Annotated in this window: 23 protein-coding genes and 1 tRNA gene; 13 read left to right on the top strand and 11 right to left on the bottom strand. The window is 40.2% G+C overall.

The features are described from left to right. Nucleotides 1-120 precede the first annotated feature (120 nt). The 3 genes from Q1A31_RS19950 to Q1A31_RS19940 all read right to left on the bottom strand — a co-directional run bounded on the left by Q1A31_RS19950 (nucleotide 121) and on the right by Q1A31_RS19940 (nucleotide 1,879). Nucleotides 121-966 carry a mechanosensitive ion channel domain-containing protein gene (locus Q1A31_RS19950; protein ID WP_299881222.1) on the bottom strand — a complete coding sequence of 282 codons (846 nt, stop codon included), beginning with the start codon at nucleotides 964-966 and terminating at the stop codon, nucleotides 121-123. A gap of 64 nt (nucleotides 967-1,030) precedes the next feature. Next, nucleotides 1,031-1,255 (bottom strand): hypothetical protein, encoded by a 225-nt coding sequence (locus Q1A31_RS19945; protein WP_299881220.1) that lies wholly within the window; start codon nucleotides 1,253-1,255, stop codon nucleotides 1,031-1,033. A 42-nt stretch (nucleotides 1,256-1,297) separates the two neighbouring features. Beyond that, complete coding sequence (locus Q1A31_RS19940; protein ID WP_299881217.1) at nucleotides 1,298-1,879, bottom strand: sigma-70 family RNA polymerase sigma factor; 582 nt, start codon at nucleotides 1,877-1,879, stop codon at nucleotides 1,298-1,300. Between the two features lie 355 nt (nucleotides 1,880-2,234). On the opposite strand from Q1A31_RS19940, the gene Q1A31_RS19935 reads away from it, so the two are divergent. After that, nucleotides 2,235-3,416: a DUF481 domain-containing protein gene (locus Q1A31_RS19935; RefSeq protein WP_299881214.1), complete on the top strand. Its 1,182-nt coding sequence runs from the start codon at nucleotides 2,235-2,237 to the stop codon at nucleotides 3,414-3,416. Between the two features lie 263 nt (nucleotides 3,417-3,679). On the opposite strand, the gene Q1A31_RS19930 is transcribed toward Q1A31_RS19935, so the two are convergent. The 5 genes from Q1A31_RS19930 to cls form a co-directional block, all read right to left on the bottom strand. After that, complete coding sequence (locus tag Q1A31_RS19930; RefSeq protein WP_299881211.1) at nucleotides 3,680-5,974, bottom strand: mechanosensitive ion channel domain-containing protein; 2,295 nt, start codon at nucleotides 5,972-5,974, stop codon at nucleotides 3,680-3,682. A gap of 120 nt (nucleotides 5,975-6,094) precedes the next feature. Further along, nucleotides 6,095-7,159 carry a magnesium/cobalt transporter CorA gene (gene corA, locus Q1A31_RS19925; protein ID WP_299881207.1) on the bottom strand — a complete coding sequence of 355 codons (1,065 nt, stop codon included), beginning with the start codon at nucleotides 7,157-7,159 and terminating at the stop codon, nucleotides 6,095-6,097. 100 nt (nucleotides 7,160-7,259) lie between these two features. Then, nucleotides 7,260-7,829: a DedA family protein gene (locus Q1A31_RS19920; RefSeq protein ID WP_299881204.1), complete on the bottom strand. Its 570-nt coding sequence runs from the start codon at nucleotides 7,827-7,829 to the stop codon at nucleotides 7,260-7,262. 15 nt (nucleotides 7,830-7,844) lie between these two features. Beyond that, nucleotides 7,845-8,177 (bottom strand): hypothetical protein, encoded by a 333-nt coding sequence (locus Q1A31_RS19915; RefSeq protein WP_299881201.1) that lies wholly within the window; start codon nucleotides 8,175-8,177, stop codon nucleotides 7,845-7,847. A 335-nt stretch (nucleotides 8,178-8,512) separates the two neighbouring features. Continuing rightward, nucleotides 8,513-10,024, bottom strand: coding sequence for a cardiolipin synthase (gene cls / locus Q1A31_RS19910; protein ID WP_299881198.1), 1,512 nt, complete (start codon nucleotides 10,022-10,024; stop codon nucleotides 8,513-8,515). Nucleotides 10,025-10,227: 203 nt separating this feature from the next. Between cls and Q1A31_RS19905 the strand changes: the two genes are divergently transcribed. Further along, on the top strand, nucleotides 10,228-11,286 hold the full coding sequence (locus Q1A31_RS19905) for a mechanosensitive ion channel domain-containing protein (protein WP_299881195.1): 1,059 nt from the start codon (nucleotides 10,228-10,230) through the stop codon (nucleotides 11,284-11,286). Nucleotides 11,287-11,324: 38 nt separating this feature from the next. Here the strand turns inward: Q1A31_RS19905 and mgtE are convergent, their stop codons facing one another. After that, a complete protein-coding gene (gene mgtE / locus Q1A31_RS19900) occupies nucleotides 11,325-12,686 on the bottom strand; it encodes a magnesium transporter (RefSeq protein WP_299881192.1) in 1,362 nt (453 codons plus the stop codon). Between the two features lie 55 nt (nucleotides 12,687-12,741). Further along, on the bottom strand, nucleotides 12,742-14,142 hold the full coding sequence (locus tag Q1A31_RS19895) for a hemolysin family protein (protein WP_299881189.1): 1,401 nt from the start codon (nucleotides 14,140-14,142) through the stop codon (nucleotides 12,742-12,744). Nucleotides 14,143-14,449: 307 nt separating this feature from the next. On the opposite strand from Q1A31_RS19895, the gene Q1A31_RS19890 reads away from it, so the two are divergent. The 9 genes from Q1A31_RS19890 to mutM all read left to right on the top strand — a co-directional run bounded on the left by Q1A31_RS19890 (nucleotide 14,450) and on the right by mutM (nucleotide 22,577). Beyond that, nucleotides 14,450-15,196 carry a rhodanese-like domain-containing protein gene (locus Q1A31_RS19890; protein ID WP_299881186.1) on the top strand — a complete coding sequence of 249 codons (747 nt, stop codon included), beginning with the start codon at nucleotides 14,450-14,452 and terminating at the stop codon, nucleotides 15,194-15,196. A 179-nt stretch (nucleotides 15,197-15,375) separates the two neighbouring features. Further along, the gene (rimK, locus tag Q1A31_RS19885; RefSeq protein WP_299881225.1) at nucleotides 15,376-16,281 is read left to right on the top strand and encodes a 30S ribosomal protein S6--L-glutamate ligase; all 906 of its coding nucleotides are present in this window, start codon (nucleotides 15,376-15,378) and stop codon (nucleotides 16,279-16,281) included. 2 nt (nucleotides 16,282-16,283) lie between these two features. Then, nucleotides 16,284-17,351, top strand: coding sequence for a succinylglutamate desuccinylase/aspartoacylase family protein (locus Q1A31_RS19880; protein WP_299881183.1), 1,068 nt, complete (start codon nucleotides 16,284-16,286; stop codon nucleotides 17,349-17,351). Nucleotides 17,352-17,458: 107 nt separating this feature from the next. After that, a complete protein-coding gene (locus Q1A31_RS19875) occupies nucleotides 17,459-18,445 on the top strand; it encodes an ABC transporter ATP-binding protein (protein WP_299881180.1) in 987 nt (328 codons plus the stop codon). Then, complete coding sequence (locus Q1A31_RS19870) at nucleotides 18,442-19,215, top strand: ABC transporter permease subunit (RefSeq protein ID WP_299881177.1); 774 nt, start codon at nucleotides 18,442-18,444, stop codon at nucleotides 19,213-19,215. The genes Q1A31_RS19875 and Q1A31_RS19870 overlap by 4 nt, the downstream gene beginning before the upstream one ends. A gap of 5 nt (nucleotides 19,216-19,220) precedes the next feature. Beyond that, nucleotides 19,221-20,675, top strand: coding sequence for a GldG family protein (locus Q1A31_RS19865; protein ID WP_299881174.1), 1,455 nt, complete (start codon nucleotides 19,221-19,223; stop codon nucleotides 20,673-20,675). A 71-nt stretch (nucleotides 20,676-20,746) separates the two neighbouring features. Continuing rightward, complete coding sequence (locus Q1A31_RS19860; protein ID WP_299881172.1) at nucleotides 20,747-21,232, top strand: hypothetical protein; 486 nt, start codon at nucleotides 20,747-20,749, stop codon at nucleotides 21,230-21,232. Nucleotides 21,233-21,244: 12 nt separating this feature from the next. Then, entirely contained in the window at nucleotides 21,245-21,757 is a 513-nt protein-coding gene (locus tag Q1A31_RS19855; RefSeq protein WP_299881169.1) for a DUF4340 domain-containing protein, read from the top strand. 7 nt (nucleotides 21,758-21,764) lie between these two features. After that, nucleotides 21,765-22,577: a bifunctional DNA-formamidopyrimidine glycosylase/DNA-(apurinic or apyrimidinic site) lyase gene (mutM, locus tag Q1A31_RS19850; protein ID WP_299881167.1), complete on the top strand. Its 813-nt coding sequence runs from the start codon at nucleotides 21,765-21,767 to the stop codon at nucleotides 22,575-22,577. A 178-nt stretch (nucleotides 22,578-22,755) separates the two neighbouring features. Here mutM and Q1A31_RS19845 read toward each other — a convergent pair whose 3' ends face one another. Continuing rightward, nucleotides 22,756-23,091, bottom strand: a complete 336-nt coding sequence (locus Q1A31_RS19845; protein ID WP_131904983.1) for an FUN14 domain-containing protein — start codon at nucleotides 23,089-23,091, stop codon at nucleotides 22,756-22,758. Nucleotides 23,092-23,176: 85 nt separating this feature from the next. On the opposite strand from Q1A31_RS19845, the gene dusA reads away from it, so the two are divergent. Both dusA and Q1A31_RS19835 read left to right on the top strand, forming a co-directional pair. Then, nucleotides 23,177-24,172 carry a tRNA dihydrouridine(20/20a) synthase DusA gene (dusA, locus tag Q1A31_RS19840; protein ID WP_299881163.1) on the top strand — a complete coding sequence of 332 codons (996 nt, stop codon included), beginning with the start codon at nucleotides 23,177-23,179 and terminating at the stop codon, nucleotides 24,170-24,172. A 103-nt stretch (nucleotides 24,173-24,275) separates the two neighbouring features. Beyond that, nucleotides 24,276-24,351 (top strand) — tRNA-Asn (locus Q1A31_RS19835). The last annotated feature ends 189 nt before the right edge of the window (nucleotides 24,352-24,540 follow it).

Here is a 24,540-nt window from a genome sequence, read left to right as displayed (position 1 = left end):
ATTTAGTAGCATCGTGATCCATTAGTTTTTTCTATTCGAAATGGGATTATTTACTTGACGGTGAACAGAGTATCTTTTAAGGCTTTTTTATGAGAGGGAAAGGTTTCTGAATACAATCAACTAAGTAGTAATTTTAACGATCGTTCTATACAACGTAGAGTTTGGAATAGAAACTGTTTCATTGTCCGAAACCGCTATGATCGTATTAAGGGTACTTACTTCCTGTATATTTCCTTTTACTTCATCTATTTCTATTTGCTCACCGGGTTTAAAATGCTCGCGAGCATAAATTCCAGAGAGTAAATTGTGTGCGACTTCTTTAGCACCTAGTCCTACAGAAAAAGCGAGAGCAAGCATTACACCCGTTACGACTATTTTGATAATGCTGTGTAATAATTTTGTTTCTATATCGAGTTGTTCCAGCGCAACTAAAACAATCACCGTAACCATAATACCGTAGATTAGATTACCAAGAGATTTAGCCGAATCCGATCCAATCGTAGATGGCTTTTCAATAATAGAACGACGCAGAAATTGGGCAAACATCATTCCAAAAATGATAATGACTAGTGCGGTGATGATTTTGGGTAGAAAGCTGATGACGCCTTTGAAAAGATTAACCAGTTCAGTTAAACCCAGAGTGTTTGCTGCAGGTACCAGAAACACAAACAGAACTAACCAGAAGATAATTTTACCCGCAAGAATGGAAGGTCTTTTTGCAAGTCCTGCATCTTGCATGACATCTGAAACGCCTGCGTTTCTACTGACTCGATCTATTCCCATTTTACGAAATAGTGAGCTACCAATCTTTTTCAGAATAAACGCAATGATTAAACCAAACAGCAGAATAAGAGCCGCGCCTAAAAGGTTGGGTAAAAAAGCAATGAGTTCAGCCCATTGGCTGTGTAGATTATCAACAACAGTGGTTTTTATTTTACTTATATCGAGAATTGCATTTTTATCCATTGAGAATATGTCCGTTAATTTTCTAAAATCAGTGATTTATCTTGGTAACTTATGTGTAGCTAGTTTAGGTTTTACTGGTGAATAGTTTTAAAAATATTGAGAGCATGGCAATCATGGCGAAGATGGTGTTGCTAGTCAGGATGAGTACATCACGTAAAGCGAGTTCATGAAGGCTTCTTTGTAAAATTGATTTGATTCGAGACTTTGCAGTAATTTTTGACGGCTTCTTGCTTTGCAAAAATAGATTTTTTACCAGCAATTCCAGTTCTTTGTTTTCTTCTTGATTCATTATTGCTACTTCGTTTGATATTAAGTAAAAAGCTATCTAGTTTTACAGACAGAATTTTTCATAGAGGTCTTTGAATTTTTCTAAAGCACGATAAAATCCCATTTTCGTTGCACTGAGCTTTTTTCCTATTATTTCCGCAATATCATCAATTGGCAATTCACTGGTGAAACGTAACAGAATCATATCTCGTTCATCCGGTTTCATTTTGTGAATAACTTCTTGAATGCATTTCTTCTCATCCAGTGTTTCGGCATCCGAACTATTATCTTCGTTGTCATCCAGATAATCGCTTTCAGCTTGATCATTACCATATTCATAACGCTGGTTGTGCAGTTGGTTTTTAGCTAACAAGGTTTTGCAATGATTGATAGCAATACTGAATAACCACGTGGTAAACGCTGAACGATTATCAAAAGATTGAAGGGCATGAAAAACCTTCATAAAGACTTCCTGCGTGGCATCCTCTGCATCACTTTCAGCAGATAAATAACGCTTACAAAGATAAAACACTTTTTTCTGATAGCGTTTAACAAGTTCCTCAAAACCTGTAGGTATATAAGGAAGTTGTTCTTTGCACAGAGCGATTAGTTCGTTTTCGCCGAGTAAATTCAGTTCCGTTTTCATCGTTTAACAGTATTGAGACTCATCTAGTAAGAAAAAAGTCACAAAATTTCTTCTCTGGTTTCTTCTCTCTCATTCTTATTGGTGCGAGAAAGGTAAATAAATGGCTTAAATGGGGTGTTTATTTATATGTCTTTTAATGAATCCAATATGTATATGGCCCGCGTATTTAGCCGCATGAATGAATTCAGAAGGATGATTGTATCTATTTGTTTGGGTATTTGTTGTTTTTTTACATTTTTTTGTGACTTTTTGAAATCAGCCTAAGTCTAAATACTGAATCCGATGATTTTTCGGAAATTTTTAACGCTCTTGTAGGAAAGAGTAAAGTTTATTTAAATAAAAAGGGTATTACACCATGAACAAACAAAACGTACTAACTGCTGCCGTAATGATGGCTTTCTCAGGTGCTGCAACAACAGCATTTGCTGAGCCTTTAATCACTGACTACAAAGAAGCGACTTCTGCGTACGAAGATGCTTACATTTCAGGTAACTTCAATACTAATGACGGTAACCAGGATCAGGCTAGTTATAACCTGGACCTAACTTTGGATTATGAAAAAGTATTCAGTTCACCAAACCGTAACACTAAAATTGACTTCCTAGGCACTGGTTCATCTTCAAAAGGTGGAAATGATGGTGATAAGAGTTCAAGTACTTATCAGGCATTAGGTTCGGCAACAGTAGACAACTACTTCACACCGAATAGCAATGCAACATTCTGGTACGGTAAAGGTGAAGTTGGTGTTCAGAAAGATCAGGAAGATCCTTTCACAAAAGCAACAGCAGGTATCGGTTATGGCCGTGTTGTTAACGTAACGCCAATGGCTTATGCAATCAGAATCATGCAAAAGCTTCGTGAAGAAGGCTTTTTGAAAGCTGATCCAAGCAATGACATCTACCAGCAAGTTGCAGTAATTGTTGATAAAGAGTCAGAGTACAAATCTAAATATGGTTTTGATGACTACAAGCAATACTGGTTACAGGACATTCAAAAAGTTATCGAAACTTCTGGCATGGTTAAAGGCGACTTTAACGCAAGAGCAGTTGTACAGACTTATGATGTACTAGAAAACGAACGTGTTTCTACACGTAAGAACGGTTGGTTAGTACGTGCTGGTGTTGGTGCTGTATTAAGTAACTACGATGGTTCAGATAGCAAACCTGCAATAGAAGCAGGCGCTGAATACCACAAACCAATTAATAACAAGACTCAATTCTCTAACGAAGCAATTGCAACCGCTACATTAGATGATAATGACAATGGTTATAACTTCAACAACGCAATGAGTCTAACTTATGAGTTGTCAGATATGATCGATTGGGAAAACAAGTGGACTTTAGCTTATGCGACGTCTGACAACACAGATGATGTTACAACTAACACATTGAGTTCTGCATTTTACTACAGCCTGACTAACCAGCTAGATCTTGGTGTTGAAGGTAAGTTAACAAAACTTGATGACAGCATTTCTAACAATGGTAACGACGAGATTGATAAGAGTTTAACAATGGGCGTTAAGTACCGTTTAAAGTAATAGTAGCAGTAGTACCGTCAGTTACATCTTCCTAAGTAGCTGACGTTTTTAGGGGGTTATTCCTTTAGCCCCCCTCTTTATTTTGGTTGTTTGAAATCCCGAAAGTTTCAAGCACTAGAAGTGATTTAAAATCACAAAAAAGCCCGGTTTATCCGGGCTTTTTTTATACATAAATTTTGCAGTAATATTTTTTCAGTAACAATAAAAAACGCCTAAAAGTAGGGGGGTGTCAATGTAGTTGATGATAAGCAAATAAATAATGATCAACTGGTCTCATCTTTATCTTTATCTTCATTTTGCATATGTACCACTCTTTGAGGGAATGGAATTTCAATGCCTGCCTCTCTGAAGGCTTTATCAATACTCAGATTAATATCACTGTGAATCAGTATGCGCTCATCCACATTCCTGACATAGCAACGAAGTTCGAAGTTTAATGAGCTATCACCAAACTCTAAAAATAAAGCGCGTACGCGATAGTCAGGTTGATCCGCAATGACGTCAGGATGCTCTGCAGCGATAGATTTTAAAATCTCGATAACCTTATCTACATCAGATCCGTAGGCAACGCCTACAGGGGCTACAAGGCGGCCAACATTGTTTGTTAACATCCAGTTGGTTACCTGATTAGAAATAAGCTCCGAATTGGGAACAATGACATCTGCACGATTGAACGTCTGGATGGTTGTTGAACGAATACTGATGTCTCTGACATAACCTTCGGTGCTTCCTACAACGACCCAGTCACCGCGTCGAATAGGACGTTCGAACAGGAGTATCAAACCAGACACAAAGTTGTTAACGATATTTTGTAAGCCAAAACCAATACCGACTGACAAGGCACCCGCGATGATTGCGATGTTTTGGAAATTTACCCCTAAGATAAACAGTGCCCAGAGTATCGCAATTGCCACACCGACATAACCCACTAATGTTTGCGTAGCTTCTTTCGCTCCCCGGCTCAGGTTGCTATGTTTTAACCAGCTAGTAACCAACTGGTTTTTTATAAAAGGTAGCATGCCTAAGGCTACGATAAGAACTAATAAAGCATAAACGATGTTGAGAACATCAAAATTCATCGAGCCAACATTGATACCGGTTTTCAAGGTATTTAATAACGATGAAATACGCTGTTGTGAGCTACCCCAAATAAACATTAGGGCAGAAATACTGGTGAATAAAACGGCAAAGAAGAACAATATTCGAAGCCAGATAACTCCCGGAAATGCACGGTTATCCTCAATGCTCATCGCCATACGAATTTTCTTTTGCCAAGGTAGCTTTCCCTGGTCGAGGCTATCGAATACCTCACTACTGATGCGCATTAACGTAAATCCAAAGATAAGCACTATCATTGATAACAAAGTGCCAAAATAGAGGAGCGTAGCAAAATTCCGATAGCCAAAAAAGGCGGCAAAAATAGCAATTGCCATACTTGCTATGGGAATCAAAAGTGTGGGTGTGAAAGATTTATTTATAAAGAAACTACGAATAGCTAGCCATACTAGCGCGATAAAACTAAGTGCTCCTAAGGTGAAAGATACTAACCAGATGAGATAAAGTGTAATGGAATCTGAGAAACGCCCGACTTCAAAATTATTTAATATTGAGCAAAATCCACTAAAGAGAATAGTGCCCCATACCAGTAATAAAATAGTACTTCTTGAAAGGACGGGTGTGGATGAGAAGGGACGATCAGGAAATAACAGTCCACGCAAGATAGCAAAGGCCAGGCTGAGAATTAATAATAGTCTAATAAATTGAATCAGGATGGTTTGAGAATCATCTTGTGTATGCATGTAAAGAAAGATAAATAGGAATGTTATTAATGCTGGTGAAGTGCGTCTTATTCCTCTGATTGCCGCTAGTAAAGTAGGACTAGAATGCTTTTCTTTAGATATCTTTGGTCTGGCATTTCGCCTCCATAACAACCCTAGTCCGATTCCGGCAAACACGAGTAATAGTAGAGGCCAGCTCAGCGTATTATAAAATTTCTCAGTTAGGGGGAATATTGTTTCAAGTTCTTTCTCGATATTTAACATATCAAGGCTGCCGAGCCGTTTAATTGCAGACCAGATCGAAGTTTCTTTACTCAATAATTGTTCTTTCAACAGATCAAGGCGTTGTTCCGAGGTTGTATCAATAATTTCCTTAAGCTGAATTTTTAATAGGCTACAGCGCTTTAATTCATTATCAGCATTTTGTTGTTGAGTTTCGAGTTCCTTCCTTTTTGTTTTTATGTCAGATTCTTCGCCGCTTTGACTATCCCCAAGTACTTTTATATTTTCTTTTAAGCTGTTAGATAGAGTTGTATTGTTTGAAATGCATTCATCCAGCTTGAGGTCTAGAGCAGGAAACGACTTTTGTACCTCATCAATATCCTGCATCCTTAATCTGCTGAGCCCATCATTTCTTTTTAGTCTTTCGAATTGAGTGTTGATGTTATCAAAAGATTTTTGTAAATCGATTTCATTTTTGGTTTCTGCAAATAGTGTAAATGAGGCTACCAATAGCAAAAAAGCTGTAATGAAGAAAAATAAGCGTTGAAAGTTGCGCAATGCAGTTATCCTGATATTTGTTAAAAAGTAATTGTTAAAAGTCATTGTTGAAGCGTAATAAAGTTATCATATTGCCAGATCATTATGGTTAAAGTATGAAATCAGTGTGCAAAATCAGCATCATAACCATTTTTTTCTTCTGAAATAGACAAGCAAGCCAATACCTACAACAATGAAAACAACCCATAGTATAGGATAAGCCAGTCGCCATTTAAGTTCTGGCATATATTCGAAGTTCATTCCATAAACGCCTGCTATAAAAGTAAGCGGAATGAATATCGAAGCGAATACGGTTAGCACCTTCATCACTTCATTCATTTTATTGCTGATGCTTGTCTGGTACATATCCATCAAGCCGTAAACCATGTCTCTTTGCAGTTCTATGGTTTCTGAAATTCGTAACACGTGGTCATACACATCTCTAAAATAGATTTGCGTTTTTTCTTCAATAAGAGTGCTTTCTACTCTAAGTATAGAATTCAATAATTCTCGTAACGGTGAAACCGATCTACGAATATAAATAAGCTCGCGTTTTATATTCTGAATACGTTTTAGTGTGTCCGTTGCCGGATTTATTAATAACTCTTCTTCTATTGAATCGATAATTTCATCTAATGATTCAAGCAACGCAAAATTCTGGTCAATAACACTGTCTAGTATTGCATAGGTTAGATAGTCTGGACCCAGACCTCTTATTCTATTTTTACTGTTTTGAATGCGCTTTTCTATAGGTACGAATAAATCGTCCTTTTTTTCCTTAAAGGTAAAAACAAAATTATTGAGTAACAAAATACTGATTTGCTCATAAACAACGGTTGAATTTTTGTTTTCAAGAAATAGCCCTTTCAGAACGATGTATTGATAGTCATCATAGTCTTCAAATTTTGCTCGTTGATGCGTATTTAGAATATCTTCAAGCACTAGTGGGTGAATGTTAAACGCCTCTCCGATAGATTCGATAATTTCTATGTTTTTTAAGCCTTCTATATTCACCCAGGTAACGGAGTCTTTGTCTTTATATTTTACAATGTCATCAATAGATTCAGCGTTGATAACCTCGCAAGTCTTTTTGTTGTAATCGGTGATAGTGATGAGCTGATCTTGATCATGAATATCGCCAATGTGGATCAAAGAGCCCGGTGACATGCCGACTTTTTCAGATATGTTAGTTGAATTCTCTATCATTTATTTTTACTCACGATTGATGAATCGATGCTTGCAAATAGAAGGTTGATTGTAGAAGTGCTCATATAATTATGGCTGTCTTGCTCAAGAAAGTATAAAGCTATGTTTTCTTGAGATTTTTCTTTTCTTTCACTTTATACCGTATCCAGATCAGAATACTCACGGCAATCATTCCAATAATAATGATAACTTCATATTTTTTGATTTTGCCCATTAAAAGTTCGAGTGTAAAACCAAAATAATACCCCGCTATACCAAAAACAATGGCCCAAAGCAGTGCGCCACAGATATTTAAAAACAAATATTTGAGCGGTGAGATCTTACTCATTCCGAGAATAAAGGGTGTTACCGTTCGCACGCCATATATGAAACGAAAGCCCAGTATCAATAATGTCTGGTGCTTATCCATTAGAGCATGCACTCGACTTACTTTAGGTTGCCATTTGGGTCTTTTTTCAAGAAATGCATTGCCCTTAAAACGGCCGATATAAAAATAAAGCTGATCCCCTATCAACGTTCCAGCAAACGCGGCAAGTATCACCAATGGTAAATCCAGATAACCCCGATGTGCCATAAAGCCTGCAATAATCAGGATTGTCTCGCCTTCGAGAAAAGTGCCGATGAGTACACTGATGTAGCCATAATCAGCCACCAATTGCTGTAAATCCATCTTAGTTTAAAAAACTCAATTGATAAGCTCGCCGATAATGGTGTGTTTTAATTTGAGTTGTTTGATGATTAAATCATTATGATGCATGCGTCTTAGAGAACGAAAAATAAGATAAGCACCTAATACTATCAGTGCAAAATTCAGCAACAGCAACGGTACCATAAAGTGCAAAGTGTTGAAGAAATCATAGTACTTCTCTGTAGCAATCAAGAAACTCATAACAGATAACGGGAGAATAAGCACAGTGATACCTGTTCGAAGCACAGATAGAGAGGTACGTTTTTCCGCAAGAAGCAATTGCACTTCAGCAATGACGACAGAATCTTTTACAGTCTTTTCCTTAGTCAACGTTTTACCTTCCCTGTAGACCCTACTTTGACAAATTATAATAACTTTGACTGGGTGCAAATACTATTTAACTTTTACATTTCTGAGAGCTGTTATGTGAGTATTGATGCCTGTTAAATACACAAGAAAATACACTGAACAGAAGTGAAGATAAGCTTGTTTTGTAACGCACAGGTAATGATAAAAAAAGGCCTAGCTCTGCATAAATTCTATTTACGTTTTAAAAAACAAAAACGTAATATCATTCATAAGTAGGGGGGTGTCTTAAATAAGTAATTAGCTGTAATAACGGAGCACTCTAACAAAGGACTCTAACAAAGGACTCTAACAAAGCGCTATAATAATGGGCTGGCAAGTCGCAAGGCATTCTGCATAATCTGTTTCAAAAATGGTCGTTTGATCCACTCTGATAATTCTACCGAGTTTGCGTTTTCAATATACATTTGCTGTAACAATCGAAGTTGGCGGGTAAAGGCGCTGTCGTAAACAAAAAGCGTGACCTCATAGTTAACCCATAAGCTACGCATATCGATATTGGCTGTGCCAAACATGGATAAAGAATTATCAACTGAAATGGATTTTGTATGCAGTAAACCTTGATGAAAACGAACTATTTGAATGCCAGCCGTAAGTAATTCTTCAAAATAGGATTCACTGGCATGACGGGTTAAAAACGAATCTACTTTTTCAGGCACGACCAATGTGACACTGACGCCCCGTGCTGCTGCTCCGCGTAATGCCACGAGTAATGAATCATCTGGGATCAGATAAGGGGTTGTCAGTACTATTTCTTCGCGGGCTGCATAAACTAATGCAAGTATCATCTGTAATAAGGCGTCACTGGTTTGACCGGGTCCCGATGCAATAACCTGCATGGTTGACTCACCACATTTTTTAGCTGCCGCAAAGTCAACCGAGGTGATGAAACTTTGAGAGGGGCTACTATGTTCTACGATCCAGTCTCCCATCACTGTTTCTGCCAACGGTATGACAATAGGACCTTGTAATCGCACCATCGCATCAACCCATTTTCCTACACCCGAATCTTGTTTGAAAAAATCAGGATCAACCATATTCATGCTGCCAGTCCAGGCAATGGTCTCATCGATAATGATAATTTTACGATGCAGACGTAAATCGGTACGACCCACTAATGTTCTAAACAAACCAACAGGAAGCGCCTTGAGCAAATTGATTCCCGCATTTTCCAATGTTTTGGCTTGAGCGCTACCCCACCACTTACTTGCGCCAATAGCATCTACCAGAATATGGCACCTTACTCCGCGTCCAGCAGCATTGATCAAAGCTGACACAACTTTGTCCGCATCTCCACCTTCATTCCATATATAAAACTCCATGAAAATATTACGCTTAGCTGCATCGATATCACTGAGAATTTGTATGAACACTGAGCGAGTCTCAGGGAATAATTCAAATGCATTACCAGCGACGGCATAAGTAGCTGCCATAGAATGCCCTAGTTTGCTCATTGCCTGAGCAGCTTCTGGATGTTTTTCCCACTTAATAATTGTTTCTGGCGAGCTTTTAGTGAGGCTGGAGTATTTCTTTTGATAAGAGCGGACTTGCTGAATGCTATTGCTGCGACTAAGACCAATGCGGCGTTCTCCAATTAAGAAGTAAAGTCCTACACCAATAACAGGGAAAGTCATGATAAGCGTTATCCATGCGAGCGCGATACTGGATTTGGGGCGCAGCATTAAAATATGCACCACAGAACCAGTGGTGACACCTATATGTAAAATGAGAAGAACGTATGACCACATAACAATAACGCGTAATTTTCTAGAAGTTTTATCTAAACGACTTGATCGATTTGTCACAATCATAGGGTGTTATTTTACTATTAGCTAGGTGATTAACTCGGTGAACAGAGGGAGTAAATAGTAAACTGATGTAATTGAGAGCGGCATATTGTTCTCTTATTCTGGTTTGCAGTTCGTGTACTATTAGGCATAACATTACTGCAACTTATGATTTAACTTTATTTCGTTTTTTAATAGGTTTCACTCAAGAATAAAAACGGTTATCTATGAATAATATTATAGGCTTCATTTCTCCTTTTGTACCCCTTGTAGCAATGACAGTTTTTGTAATTGTGGTGCTTTGGGGGTCACACAAATTATTTATTTCGAGCCATCCTGAGCTTGGAAATGAGAAGCTATTCCCAAGACAGCTTTTAATGCTGGGATTAACCTTTGCAGGCATATTGGCAATCGCACTAACACTACCCGTTAAAGAGAGTTCACTGAATCAGATTCTCGCGCTGTTGGGTTTGGTTATTTCTGGGATTATTGCTTTTTCATCCAGTACCATCTTCGCAAACCTCATGTCTGGATTCATGCTTAGAGTAACAAAGCCTTTCAAAACAGGAGATTTTATAGACGTCGGGGAACACTTTGGTCGTGTTGTCGAGCGTGGTTTGTTAGATACAGAAATACAGACAGAAAGCCGCGAGTTAGTTGCAATCCCTAATACTTTCATGATTACTCATCCTATTTCTGTTACTCACAGTTCGGGAGCCATCGTTTCTACCACTCTGTCATTGGGCTACGATATTCACCATTCGAAAGTCGATACGATGTTGCTTGATGCCGCTGAAAAATGTGGCCTTGAGGATCCATTTGTACAAGTTCTCGAACTTGGAAATTACTCAATTACATATCGAGTGAGCGGCGTATTGGCTGATGTTAAGAGCTTATTAACAGCACGTTCGAATCTTTGTCGTTATGTATTGGATAGTGTTCATGGAAGTGGGTTTGAGATTATGTCCCCGAGCTTTATGAATCAGCGAAAAGTGCCCGATGATTTAAAAGTAATTCCTGCGAATGTCATACAAAAACCCAAAGAAGTTACCCAAACTGCGGAAGACGTTGTATTTGATTTGGCTGAGAAAGCAGAACAAATTGAAAATAATAAACAGCAATTATTAGACACGATTGAGGAGTATGAGGAAAAGCTCGAAATATCATCAGATGAAGAAAAGAAAAGTATAAAACAGAGTATTGATGATATTCGCGAGCAACTTAAAGCCTTTAAGAAGTCCGAAAAAGATTCAGATACGGACGAGTCTGTAAATAATAAGAGTTAACTTTCTTTATCAGGCTAATCAGGCCTGGCAAGGCTAGACTACAACAAAAATATTGTAGCCAATCCTAAGAAGCTCACAAAACCAACCACATCGGTTGCTGTGGTGAGTGCAACTCCACCTGCAAGGGCTGGGTCTATGCCTGCCTTTTTCATCAGCAAAGGAATTGAAAATCCTGCAACTGCAGCTACCGCAAGATTGATAATCATTGCTGAACCTAAAACAAGGCTGATTCTAATATCTTTAAACCAGAGATAGGAAATACATCCAACCACAATAGCCCAGACAATACCGCTAATGATTGAAATGGTAATTTCTTTATAGGCTAGCCAGCGTTGATTGGATGAGCTGATTTTACCCATGGCTAAACCACGAATCATTAACGTCAGAGTTTGTGATCCGGCAATGCCGCCCATGCTGGCAACAATCGGCATAAGTACCGCAAGCGCGACTACTTTTTCTAAAGTGCCTTCAAATAGACCAATAACCCAGGAAGCCAAAAAAGCAGTGGCAAGGTTTATGCCTAACCAGAATAAACGTCTTTTAGCACTTGGCAATACTGGGGAGAAAAGATCCTCCTCTTCGTCTAGACCTACCGCTCCAAGAATCTGGCGATCGGCTTCCTCATCCAGAATCTCGATCATGTCGTCGAGTGTAATTCGACCAATTAACTTATTGTTTTCATCAACTACGGGCATTGAGGTCAGGTCATGCTCACGAAACAGTACCGCTAATTCATTTTGTGGCATTTCTGGGGGTACTGAAAGTGCTTCGGTATCCATCACATCAGACACATGTTTGTCAGGAGAGCTGGTGATTAATTTTGATAGTGGTAATTCGCCGAGATATAAACCTTCACGGTCGATAACCATTAATCCCATCGTATGTTCCGGGATTGTCTCTTTCTTTCTTAGGTAGCGTAAAATGGCTTCTAAAGTAACATCGGAACGTATGGCGATAGCATCTGTTTCCATGAGTCGCCCAGCAGTGCCTTCATCAAATGCTAGACAGGCTTCAAGGTTTTGTAATCCATGAAAATCAAGAGATTGACGAATCGCATCACCAAATTCATCTGGTAAAGTATCAACAACGTCCGCCAGATCGTTCGTGTCTAGATCACTAACCGCTTCTACAACCTGTCCATGATCCAGATATTTGGCTAACGATATTCTGGCTACATCACCTAGCTCAACAAGTACTTCACCGTTGAACTCTTCAGGTATGTATTCCCATAGCGCACCACGCAAAGAGTCAGGAATAGACTCTAATAAATGCACAATCTCAGATGCTTCCAGGTTTAGAAATATGTTATTCAGTAATTCTTGATTATTATGCTCCAATGCCTCCAATACAGAATCAGTTAGGCTCTGGGTATTGGCTATAAGTGTATTTACTTCTGTCATGGAGGATTCCTAATTTTTTTAACTCATTTATTTCAAATTATTATTAATCTATCTATTACGTATTTGCAGGTACTGCAGGGTCATCAGTATCTGTATTGTCACTCGAATCCGTATCTTCATCAGGCGGATTATTTGGAGAAACCAAATCATTTAATGGGTATATTTGCACTTTACCGACGCGATTATTATGAACATCCAGCGCTAAAAAGCGTAAATCCGATTGTTCAATTTCATCTCCAGAGCGTGGCATACGATTCAAGTGAGTCATGAATAAACCCGTAATGGTGTTCGCATCGACCTCATCGGGGAAATCGATATTCACCACCCGCTCTAGATCCATCATTGAAACAAGCCCGTCGGTCTCCCAATGATCTATTACCCACCGAGCGGGAGCATCGGGTTCGTCGATATCTTGCTCGTCGGCAATTTCTCCTACGATTTCTTCAAGCATATCTTCCATCGTTACAATACCCGAGAAACTTCCATATTCATCCATCACCAAAGCCATATGAGAACGGTTGCCTCGCATTGCTTCCAGCAACAAGGAAATTGGCTGTGATTCAGGCACCAATAACGCCTTGCGCACATTGTCTTTTATAATCTGCATGGGATCGAGAGGATTATTGTTATCGATAAGTTCGATATATAAATCCTTTACTAGCAAAATTCCAACAGGTGTATCCGGGTCACCATCAAAAACAGGAAAACGAGAATGCTTAGTGTGACGAATTTTATCCAGGTTGGTTTCCCACGACTGTTGCAAGTCGATTCCTTCAACTTCATTTTGCGGAAGCATTATTTGTTCAACTTTATGCGAATCAAACTCAAACATGTTTTGCAACATCACCGCTTTATCGCTGGCTAAATCTCCATGTTTTTCAGAAGTGTCGATAATGCCTCTAATCTCATCATCTGAAAGTACGTCTGCGTGCGTTGCCTCCTGAACATTAAACAATGCCAATATAGATCCTGACGCTTTGTTTAATAGCCAGTTAAGTGGGTAAGCTAATAAGTAAAACCAGTGCAGTGGATATGCAGTCCACATCGAAACGGGCTCGGCCTTGCGAATCGCAAAGGTTTTTGGAACTTGTTCACCGACAACAATGTGTAAAGATGAAAAGATCAGAAATCCAAGAATAAAAGAAATAGGGTGAAGTAATTGCTGAGGAACCCCGATGGTATGGAAAACTGGCTCAAGTAAAGCGGCAACCACAGGCTCACCGACCCAACCTAGTCCTAGGGAGGCCATGGTAATACCGAGTTGGCAGGCAGCGAGATACGATTCGAGATTATTTTGAATACGCTGAGTTAACAAAGCAGATTTGCTGCCTTGTTCAGCCATTAAGTTAATGCGGAAACTTTTGGCTTTTACCAAAGCAAATTCTGCCGCTACAAAAAATGCATTAATTGCTAATAACAAAAGAATGGTAACAATGCCAAAAATACCATGATCCATAATAAAACCCTGTTTTTATTTCTTTAATGTGATTTAGACGAGACTTCGAAGCAAAAAGTCACATCTATTATTGTTGTTACTACGACAAATTACTACAGCTAAGGGGTAAATACTCTCTGCATGTTCATAATTTGATGGTTAATACAACAAATACTAAAAAAGTTTGTAGAAAGAATGGATTAAAGTTTTTTATTTTTTTAAAAATAAATGTGACTTACGAATAAATCACTCCGTCTAAGTAATAAGAGATCACATTTTGTGATTTCAAATTTTTAAGAAACAAATAACGTACTTAAGGAGTTCGATTATGAAAACAAACATATTTCTATCTGTATTGACTTTAGCTGCAGTGTTGAACTTGGCAGTAGCTCATGCAGATGAAACAACTGCGACAGGTGAAGCTACTGATACTGAAGAAGTTATCTCAGCTGAAGGCAAGAGTTTAGTGACTGAAGGCAAAGAGTTAGTAACGGGTGTTGCTGGCGCAGTAAAAGGCGCTGTAAAGAAAACAGTTAGTACTGTTAAAGAGAAGGCTAAGCTTAGTGAATCAACTGCTCCAACTCTGGGTCAGGGTGAAGGTGACGACGCTGTTAAAGATGTTAAGCCTGCGACTGTTGAAAAGAAAGCGGCTGAAATGAAGTCATCTGAAGATGATTCTAAAGATGCAGAAGTGAATCGCACAGTGAGTGACACTTCAATCTACATCTTTTCGCAGAACCCTTACATCCAGTCAATTATGGAAAACACTACGCACATTAAGTCAGCTCGTTTGAAAGAACTTTTAGAGCGAGGCGATAAGATGACAATGCTGGATATTCGCCAAAAAAGTGAATTCGCAAAAGCACCTGGCATTGAAGGTGTAACGTTGAATATTCCGCGTAACTTCCTTGAAGTTGAAGCTTATGAAAAGCTACCTAACAAAGATGCTTCTATCATAATTATCAGCACTAAAGGTATCCGTGGCGGACTTGCAGCACATACATTGCAAAACATGGGTTACACAAATGTACGTAACTTAATGGATGGTTTACAAGGCTGGAATAAAGCTAAGTAAGCTCATTATTAAGTAAGTGGATTAATAAGAAGTACTTGAGCAACAAGTACATTAACAAATTTTAAAAGTTGGTCCGCAAGGTAGCCGCAATGAATCAAATCATTGCGGCTTTCCTTTTTCTTTTGATGCTGTTTACTTTAAACGGCAAATTTATTTTGAAAACACAAGTAGGTGTAACTATGAAAATCGCAATTTTATCACGCAATAAAAGATTGTATTCTACCCGACGCTTAGTCGAAGCTGCAGAAAGCAGAGGGCATGAAGTTCAGGTCATCGACGCTTTGCGTTGCTATATGAATATCGAACAGAATAATCCTACTATTCATTTGGGTGGCGAAAATCTTGAAGGTTTTGATGCGGTAATTCCAAGAATTGGTGCATCAGTAACATTCTACGGATCGGCGGTGTTACGACAATTCGAAATGATGGGTATTTACCCTCTCAATGAATCGGTTGCGGTAACGCGATCTCGTGACAAGCTTCGCTCTATGCAATTACTTTCACGTAAAGGTGTTGGTCTTCCGGTGACCGGGTTTGCTAACAAGCCTGATGATGTTAAAGATTTGATTAAACTTGTGGGTGGCGCGCCTTTGGTTATTAAATTACTGGAAGGCACTCAAGGTATTGGGGTGGTCCTGGCTGAAACTCAAAAAGCAGCTGAAAGTGTTATTGAAGGCTTTATGGGAGTTAAGGCAAACATACTCATTCAGGAGTTTGTTAAAGAAGCAAAAGGCGCAGATATTCGCTGTTTTGTGATTGGCGATAAAGTGGTTGCGGCGATGAAGCGCCAAGGTGCTCCGGGTGAGTTTCGTTCGAATTTACATCGTGGCGGATCAGCTGAACTGATTAAAATTACCCCAAAAGAACGTGCGACAGCGGTAAAAGCGGCAAAAACCATGGGTTTGAATGTGTGTGGTGTTGACCTATTGCGTTCTAATAATGGTCCAGTGGTAATGGAAGTTAACTCTTCTCCAGGTCTGGAAGGAATAGAGGGAGCAAGCGGTAAGGACGTTGCAGGAATGATCATCGAGTTTATTGAAAAAAATGGTAAGCTTGGCAAAACCAAAACACGGGGCAAGGGCTAACAATGGCAAAAAAGCCAACTAACAAATCCTTTAAATTAGGAAAGGTCACAGTCAAGCCGGGTGAAAGTCAATATATTGAATTGCCTTTACCCGGACTTTATACCCATTCAAACATACATATGCCTGTACATGTTGCCTGTGGAAAAGAAGCTGGGCCTATTATGTTTGTCAGTGCTGCAGTTCACGGTGATGAAATTAATGGCGTAGAAATTATTCGTCGACTGAAAAATGACAAGACCTTGAGACGTCTCAAAGGGACGTTGATTACTGTGCCGGTTGTAAATGTTTATGGTTTCATCAATAAGTCACGGTATCTTCCCGATCGGCGTGATCTTAATCGGTCTTTTCCGGGGTCGGAAAAAGGCTCGATGGCATCAAAACTCGCTCACGTATTTCTAAATAATATTTGTGATCGTTGCGATTACGGAATTGATCTGCATACGGCGGCAATCTCCAGAGATAATTTACCGCAAATAAGAGCCTTACTGGATAACGAAGAAACTAAAGAGCTGGCACTTGCTTTTGGTGCGCCAGTGATTCTTGACGCGCCTTTGCGAGAAGGCTCTATGCGAGAAGCAACATCAGGATCTGGTACTCAAGTTTTACTCTATGAGGCGGGCGAAGCACTAAGATACGATGAAATTTCAATACGCGCTGGGGTTAGTGGAATCATCAATGTAATGCGCAAGATTGGCATGCTTGCAGCTTCTCGTAAAAAGGTCAAAATGGAACCCGCCATTGCGCATTCCAGTAAATGGGTGCGTGCGCCACAAAGCGGTATATTACGTTCTACCAATCCTATGGGGCATAGGATCAATAAAGGCGATGTACTTGGTTATGTATCTGACCCTTTTGGCGAGGTTGAACAAGAAGTTATTTCCCCAGTGAGCGGCATGGTTATCGGCAGAACAACATTGCCTTTAGTGCATGAAGGCGAAGCAATTTTTCATATTGCACGTTTTGATGAACTTGAGGAAGCGGAAACGGTCTATGAAACGTTCCAGAGTAATGTTGATCCGGAAGAAGATGATGATGTTGTACCACATGGAGATGAGCCCGTTATTTACTAGCATTCTTAAAAAATGCCCTTAAAGTAGGGGGGTGTGTTTTAAACAGTGGCTTGCTATAATCAGTTAGATAATAAAAAAATTCTCTAGGCTAGAGATACGGGGAAACAATGAGCACTGAAGCTCTGATTAAAGCGACGGCTTTAAATCGCTATTACGGAAAATATCACGCAGTTAAAGATGTTCACCTGACTATTCAAAAAGGTGAGGTACTCGGCTTGCTCGGGCCAAATGGTGCTGGCAAATCCAGTACGATGCAAATGCTCACGGGAAATCTATCCCCAAGCTCGGGCGAAATCATAATCAATGGTGTTAGTTTGATTGATGAGCCAGAGACGGCAAAAAGCTCCATTGGTTATTTGCCAGAGCAACCTCCTGTTTATCGCGATATGACGCCACGAGAATATCTGGCTTATTGCGCTGCTTTGCACGATGTTGCAAAAGCGCAAAGAAAAGCTGTGGTAGACGAAGCGATGGATCGATGTGGTCTGCATGCGGTGCCGGATAAACTCATTGGCAATCTATCCAAAGGCTATCAACAACGCGTTGGTATTGCTCAAGCCATTTTGCATAAACCCGATGTGGTGATTCTGGATGAGCCAACGGTTGGTTTAGATCCGATTCAAATCAGACAAATCCGAGAGCTGATTCGAGAGCTCGGTAATGATCACAGTGTGATTCTTTCGACCCATATTTTGCCTGAAGTGCAGGCAGTCTGTGATCGTGTGCAGATTATTCATCAAGGGCAAACCGTTTTCGCCGACTCCTTTAGTGCGATGGCGCATTCAGAAAGAGCGTCCGAACTTATTGTCAGCTTTAGTCAGGCAATTGATAAAAGCAAGCTGGATAGTATCGATGGCGTCGCCAGTGTAGAAGCCTTGGAAAATAATCAGTTTTTACTGAAGGGCTCTAAGAATGACTCACAGCAAATTAATCCTGCTGACATTTTCAAGCTCGCTGTTGCAAACAACTGGGAGCTCACTGAGTTAACCCCTAAAACCGAAACCTTAGAGCAGATATTTATGAATCTGGTGCATACCGATTCTGATATGCCTACTGATGAAAAGCGCGAAGCCGATGAGGTAGATCTATCATGAGTTTAGGCTTAAATAAAATCTCAACCATTGCCATTAGCGAATTTAAACGCATGTTTAACTCTCCATTAGCGTGGAGTGTTTTAGCAATATTGCAATTCATTCTGGCGATGATTTTTCTCTCTAGGGTTGATGAGTTTGTCGCGGTATTTCAACAGCAAATGGCGACTGCCGACAATGCGCCAGGAGCAACCTTCTTTATCGTTTCGCCGGTATATCTATGGGCGGGTATTATCATGCTGGCCGTTATGCCGATCATGACAATGCGTTTGTTCGCCGAAGAACGCATGAACAAAACACTGACGTTATTGAAATCATCACCAGTTTCTTCCACGCAAATAGTGCTCGGAAAGTACGGGGGTGTGTTGTTATTTGTTGTGTTATTTATTCTGATGATTAGCCTCATGCCAATCGCTCTTTCTTTCGGTACAGAACTGGATTGGGGAATTATTATATCGTCTACGCTTGGTTTGTTTTTACTGCTAGCATCATTTGCAGCAGCGGGATTGTTCCTTTCAAGCTTAACCAGTCAGCCGATTATTGCAGCGATAAGTAGCTTTGGTTTACTGATGTTTCTGGTGGTGCTGTATCTGTCAGGAGGGTCGCAATCAAACAGTAGTGAGTTGTTTATTTACCTGTCGCACTTTAGTCATTTTGAGACTTTTGTCAGAGGTATCATTGATAGCAGCGATATTGTTTACTACCTACTGTTCATTGTCGGATTTATCATATTATCGATTCGTAAACTCGATAATGACAGGCTTCTGGGTTAGTAATCATGTCTAATAAATCTCATATCGCCTTACGCATCCAGAACGTCATTTTCTCTGTGTTATTTGTGGTTATTATTGGCTTGATGGCGTGGCTTGGAAAAACCTATCACAAAGGTTTTGATGCCACCCAAACTCAGCGAAACTCATTAAGCCAAACCACGCAACAGCTACTTAAAAGAATAGATAAGCCTATCTCATTAACTGCTTATGTGCCTGATGATGCAGTGGTGCATACCAACTTAAGGCAGTTGATCGATAAATACAAAAAGTACAATGACAATATCAAGTTAGAGATCATCAATCCTGATCTCGATCCTGCGCGAGCAAAGCAAGATGGCATTGAATACAGTGGCCAGTTATTAGTTAAGCTCGGAGAGAATAGCGAGAAAGTTAACTCGGTTGATGAACAAACGATGCTGGATGTATTGCAGCGTCTTTCTCGAACAGAGCCGCGTTTAGTGGTTTTCGTCGAAGGGCATAACGAACGTACGCCATACAGCGACAAATCAACGGGAATGTCTGATCTGGCAAAAGTGCTGGAACAGAAAGGCTTTTTATTGCAGCCGCATAATATTCTTCGTACTCAAAGCCTGCCGCAAAATGCGAGCTTCGTGGTATTGGCAGCACCGCAAAAAGAATTTTTAGAAGGCGAAGTTAAGATCATTGCTGAATACCTAAAGCAGGGCGGCAATCTTCTGTGGCTACACGAACCAGGTAGTTTGCACGGTTTAGATAACATCGAACAGCAACTCGGTCTGGAAATGAACGAAGGTACTTTGTTGGATGCGAACACCGCTTTACAGGAAATGCTGGGTATTCAGCATCCGGCGGCGATTGCAATTATTGATTATGGGCCATCAGCGTTAACAACTAAGTTAGCGGCGCATACCTTATTTCCTTTTGCTACGCCTATTCAACGAGATGAATCCATCAAAAGCAGAGACCCAGAAAATGGCCCCAAAGTGGGGGGGTGGCAATATCAACCATTACTCACGACACTACCAACAAGCTGGATGGAATCTGGTTATATTCAAGGTAATGTAAAGTTCGATGATGATGCAGATAAACCCGGGCCACTAGATATTGCGATGGCATTAACGCGCGATGTTGATCTTAGCGATGAGGCTTCCCCGTCTGAAACAGTAGATGACGAAGAGGAAGCTAAGCAAGCAATGCAAAACAAACAAATAAAAGAACAACGTGTTCTGGTGGTTGGTGATAGCGACTTTATGTTGAACAGCTATATCGGTCAGGGCAGTAACCTGGAGTTGGCGAGCAATATCTTTAATTGGCTGAGTGTTGATGATGACCTATTGTCAATAAAAGCTAAAGTTGCGCCAGGGACTACCTTAAATTTATCAACTGCCGGAAGAATAGGTTTAGCAATGTTGTGGCTGGGCTTGCCGCTACTATTGTTATTAATTGGGACGCTACGTTGGCATAAACGAAGAAAACGCTGATCTTAAAATAAGGCTTATCGCATTGTTTTAATCAAAGCTGTATAAACGTAAAATAAAAAAGGGGAAACAGAATGAAGAATACCGCAAAGAAAATGACAGTTCTCTTAGGTGCATTTGTGTTAACTGCGTGCGCAGGTTCAGGGGATACAACGAGTGGGGGAGCAGCAAGCATCCCAACAAACACCAATTTTTATGCGCACTGGGTACACTCTTTCGAAGAGCAAAATGGTCAGAAAACGCCTAATATTTTCAGGGTAAAAGACAGTAGACAATTCCCGCCAAGCCGTTTTCGTATGGAGTTTGGTTTTGACCCAAATGGGCAGTGTAATTATAAATACCTAAGCCCAGTTGATGCGCACGAAATGCGAGACTGCGTATATACCAAAATTGGTAACAAGGTGTATATCTATGATCAGGCTGGCGCTTTGCTAAAGCATATTTCATTCACACTGCAATCGCCTGCAAGCAAAGATAGAATGGTGATGACATACGGTGTGGCAGAACCTGTAAAAGCAGTCGCTAAAGAAGGCGAAAAGCCCGCAGTTAAAAAGCAGTAGTAGATAATAGAAATGCTAAGCCCAAACAGTAAACGCCTTGTTCAAAATTTCATCTTGTTGATTGTTGTCGCTGCGTTAGCTGCCTTTATCATACTGCGAGAAGATGAAAAAGAACTGTATACAACGCTTTACGATACGAGTATCGGTGATGAAGCAACAGATATCGTCATCCATGTTGAAGGACAAGAAGACGTTGTCCTAAAAAATACAGAAGGGAAATGGAAGGTAACCAAGCCCGAACAGTTTGATGCGGATGAAGAAAAAGTTAGGCATCTGTTTACTTTGTTATCCGAAAATGCGGATACCCATTACGACATTTCTGATAAGAATCTAGCGGATTTTGGTTTAGATAAAGATAATCTCAGCGTTAGCTTTAATGGAGTGAAATTGGTTTTTGGTGACTATAATGACGTCGCACAAAAGCGTTATGTGCTTAAAGGAGATAAGATGTATCTCATCTCAGAAACTGTTTCAGGGTTACTTGAATCAGGTGCTTCTTCATTTAAACCGCTAGAAATGAAATAAAGGATTTATGCCAGAACTCCCCGAAGTTGAAACCACGCGCAAAGGCATCAAGCCTTACACGCATCAACAAACCGTCGCTAAAGTGGTCGTACGTCAGCCAAAACTGCGATGGCCTGTGCCAACGGATATAGCGCAAATGGAAGGGCAACTGATCGAATCTGTGCGCCGTCGTGGAAAATATATTCTGTTAGAAACCAGTGCGGGTACGGCCATCATCCATTTAGGTATGTCTGGAAGTTTGCGCATTGTCGATGATGGTCTCGAACCAGAAAAACATGATCATGTCGATTTTATTATGGATACGGGTAAAACAGTCAGGCTGCACGACCCCAGGCGTTTTGGTGCGGTTTTATGGACGCAGCAAAACCCACTCAAACACAAGCTGATTCGCTCTTTAGGCCCTGAGCCCTTAAGCGATGATTTCAACGCTGACTATTTATACGAAGTATCTCGTGGTCGTAGCATGAGCATCAAACAATTCATTATGAATGGTCATGTAGTCGTTGGTGTAGGTAATATTTATGCCTGTGAATCGTTGTTTATGTCAGGTATATCACCCAAATGGCAAGCGGGCAAAGTTTCTAAAGCGCGATATCAAAAACTGGTAGAGCAAATCAAAATAGTCTTGGCGAAAGCGATAGCGCAAGGTGGAACGACTCTGAAGGATTTTGTTCAGGTAGAAGGTAAGCCGGGGTACTTTAAACAAGAATTAAATGCTTACGGAAGAGCGGGTGAACGGTGTAATAACTGTGAGTCAACGATTAAGCAGATAACACAAGGACAGCGTTCTACTTTTTACTGTGGGAAATGTCAGCGCTAAGTAATTCGCATCAGAATAAAAAAGTGCCTTAAAGTAGGGGGGTGGCTTTTCTAGGCTCACCAAGAGCCAGAAAAGTCCATCTTAGATTCCATAAGGAATCTAAGATGTGCGGAGTTTAAACTAGGTTTGAAGGTATTATAAATACTAAGCCAGCCCTAATTTAAGGTATTTTTTTGTATTAACTCTTTCTTCTAAAGCCCCAAAACAATCCCAAACTTGCCATTGCTGCAGAGGAAAGGTTTGCGGTAATAAAGCCTTTTAGTCCACCAAGATGTGGAGAAATCCATGCGATTAAGCCGTTATAAACGTTTTCAAACGCTTCCCACTTAACATGAATTAAATCAGCGTATTGCAACGCAAATAATAAAATAAGAACAGTGCCTGAAATGAAAAATACAAACTTCAAAAAGGTGCGAGTTGCATAGCCAATAACAAAGCCTGCAAAGAAACTAAAGCCCATATAAGTAAATAAGGCTATCCAGTTTCCTGTCTGGATTGATTCACCAACGTCCATAGTTGTAACCTGACATAGTTGTAACCTGAGATTTACAAAAGGTCAGAAGCATATCATAATTTCCTGATTTTTCTGGGTAAAAACTTTGTCAGCATCCTCTTCCATAGCTAAATTTTCTGATCGACGTTTTTGTGTTGCACCGATGTTGGATTGGACAGACAGGCATGAGCGTACCTTTCTTCGTTTGCTCTCTAAACGTGCAATGCTATATACCGAAATGGTGACGACAGGTGCGCTCATTCATGGTGATGCAAAGCGCTATCTGCAATTTAATAAAGAAGAGCACCCCGTTTCATTGCAACTTGGTGGCAGTGAACCAAAAGCGATGGCACTCTGCGCCAAAATGGCAGAAGACGAAGGTTACAACGAAGTTAATATCAATGTCGGTTGTCCCAGCGATCGCGTACAAAACGGTGCATTTGGCGCATGCTTGATGGCTGAGCCAGAATTAGTTGCCGAAAATGTCCACGCTATGCAGGCTGCGGTAGATATTCCAGTTACTGTAAAAAACCGCATCGCCATAGATGAGATGGAAGAATATGAAAGCTTGCATCGTTTCTTATCTATCGTTTCAGAAGCAGGGTGTGAGACATTTCTCGTACATGCGCGCAAAGCCTGGTTAAAAGGTTTAAGCCCGAAACAGAATCGTGACGTGCCGCCGCTTAATTACGAACTCGTTTATCAAATGAAGCGAGAATTCCCGCATCTTGAAATTATTATAAATGGAGGGATTAAAACACTCGATGAAACTGAGCAACACCTGGAGCATGTCGATGGTGTGATGATCGGTCGCGAGGCTTATCACAACCCTTATATGATGATTGATGTTGATCAGCGCATTTATGGTGAAAATGCCCCCCCCCCACTTACAAGGCATGAAGTGTTAGAAGCGTATATAGACTATATGCAAAAGCAAATGGCAGAAGGGGCTAATTTAAAACACATGAGCCGCCATATTTTGGGCTTATTCACCGGTGAAGCGGGCGCAAAAGCGTGGCGCAGACACATTAGTGAAAACGCATATAAGGCTGGTGCAGATATCAATGTGATCAAAAAAGCGGCTTCATTTATAACATCTTAAAAAAAGGTGCTACTTTTAGTCAATTAGTAGTTGACCACACTAAAATCAGACAGTAAAATTCGCGCCTCTGTTGATCAACTGATCATCAGAAATTACCAACAATTCCTCGATAGCTCAGTTGGTAGAGCAGTAGACTGTTAATCTATTGGTCCCTGGTTCGAGTCCAGGTCGAGGAGCCAAATACATAAAGGCCCGTAGTGTTTTACGCTACGGGCCTTTTTTGTGGGTATTTCATTCCCAATCCAAGCTAAACCAAGATATATCAATATATTAAAATCTAAAGACACCCCACATATATGGTCTCCTCCATTTTTGCAAAATAATATTCAACCGTTTTGACAGGGATAGATTTGCTTCCATATATTCGG

It is taken from the genome of uncultured Cocleimonas sp., assembly GCF_947495625.1.
Taxonomy (GTDB): domain Bacteria; phylum Pseudomonadota; class Gammaproteobacteria; order Thiotrichales; family Thiotrichaceae; genus Cocleimonas.
The sequence above is the reverse complement of the archived record's forward strand: the minus strand, read 5'-3'. Positions and strand labels throughout refer to the sequence as shown.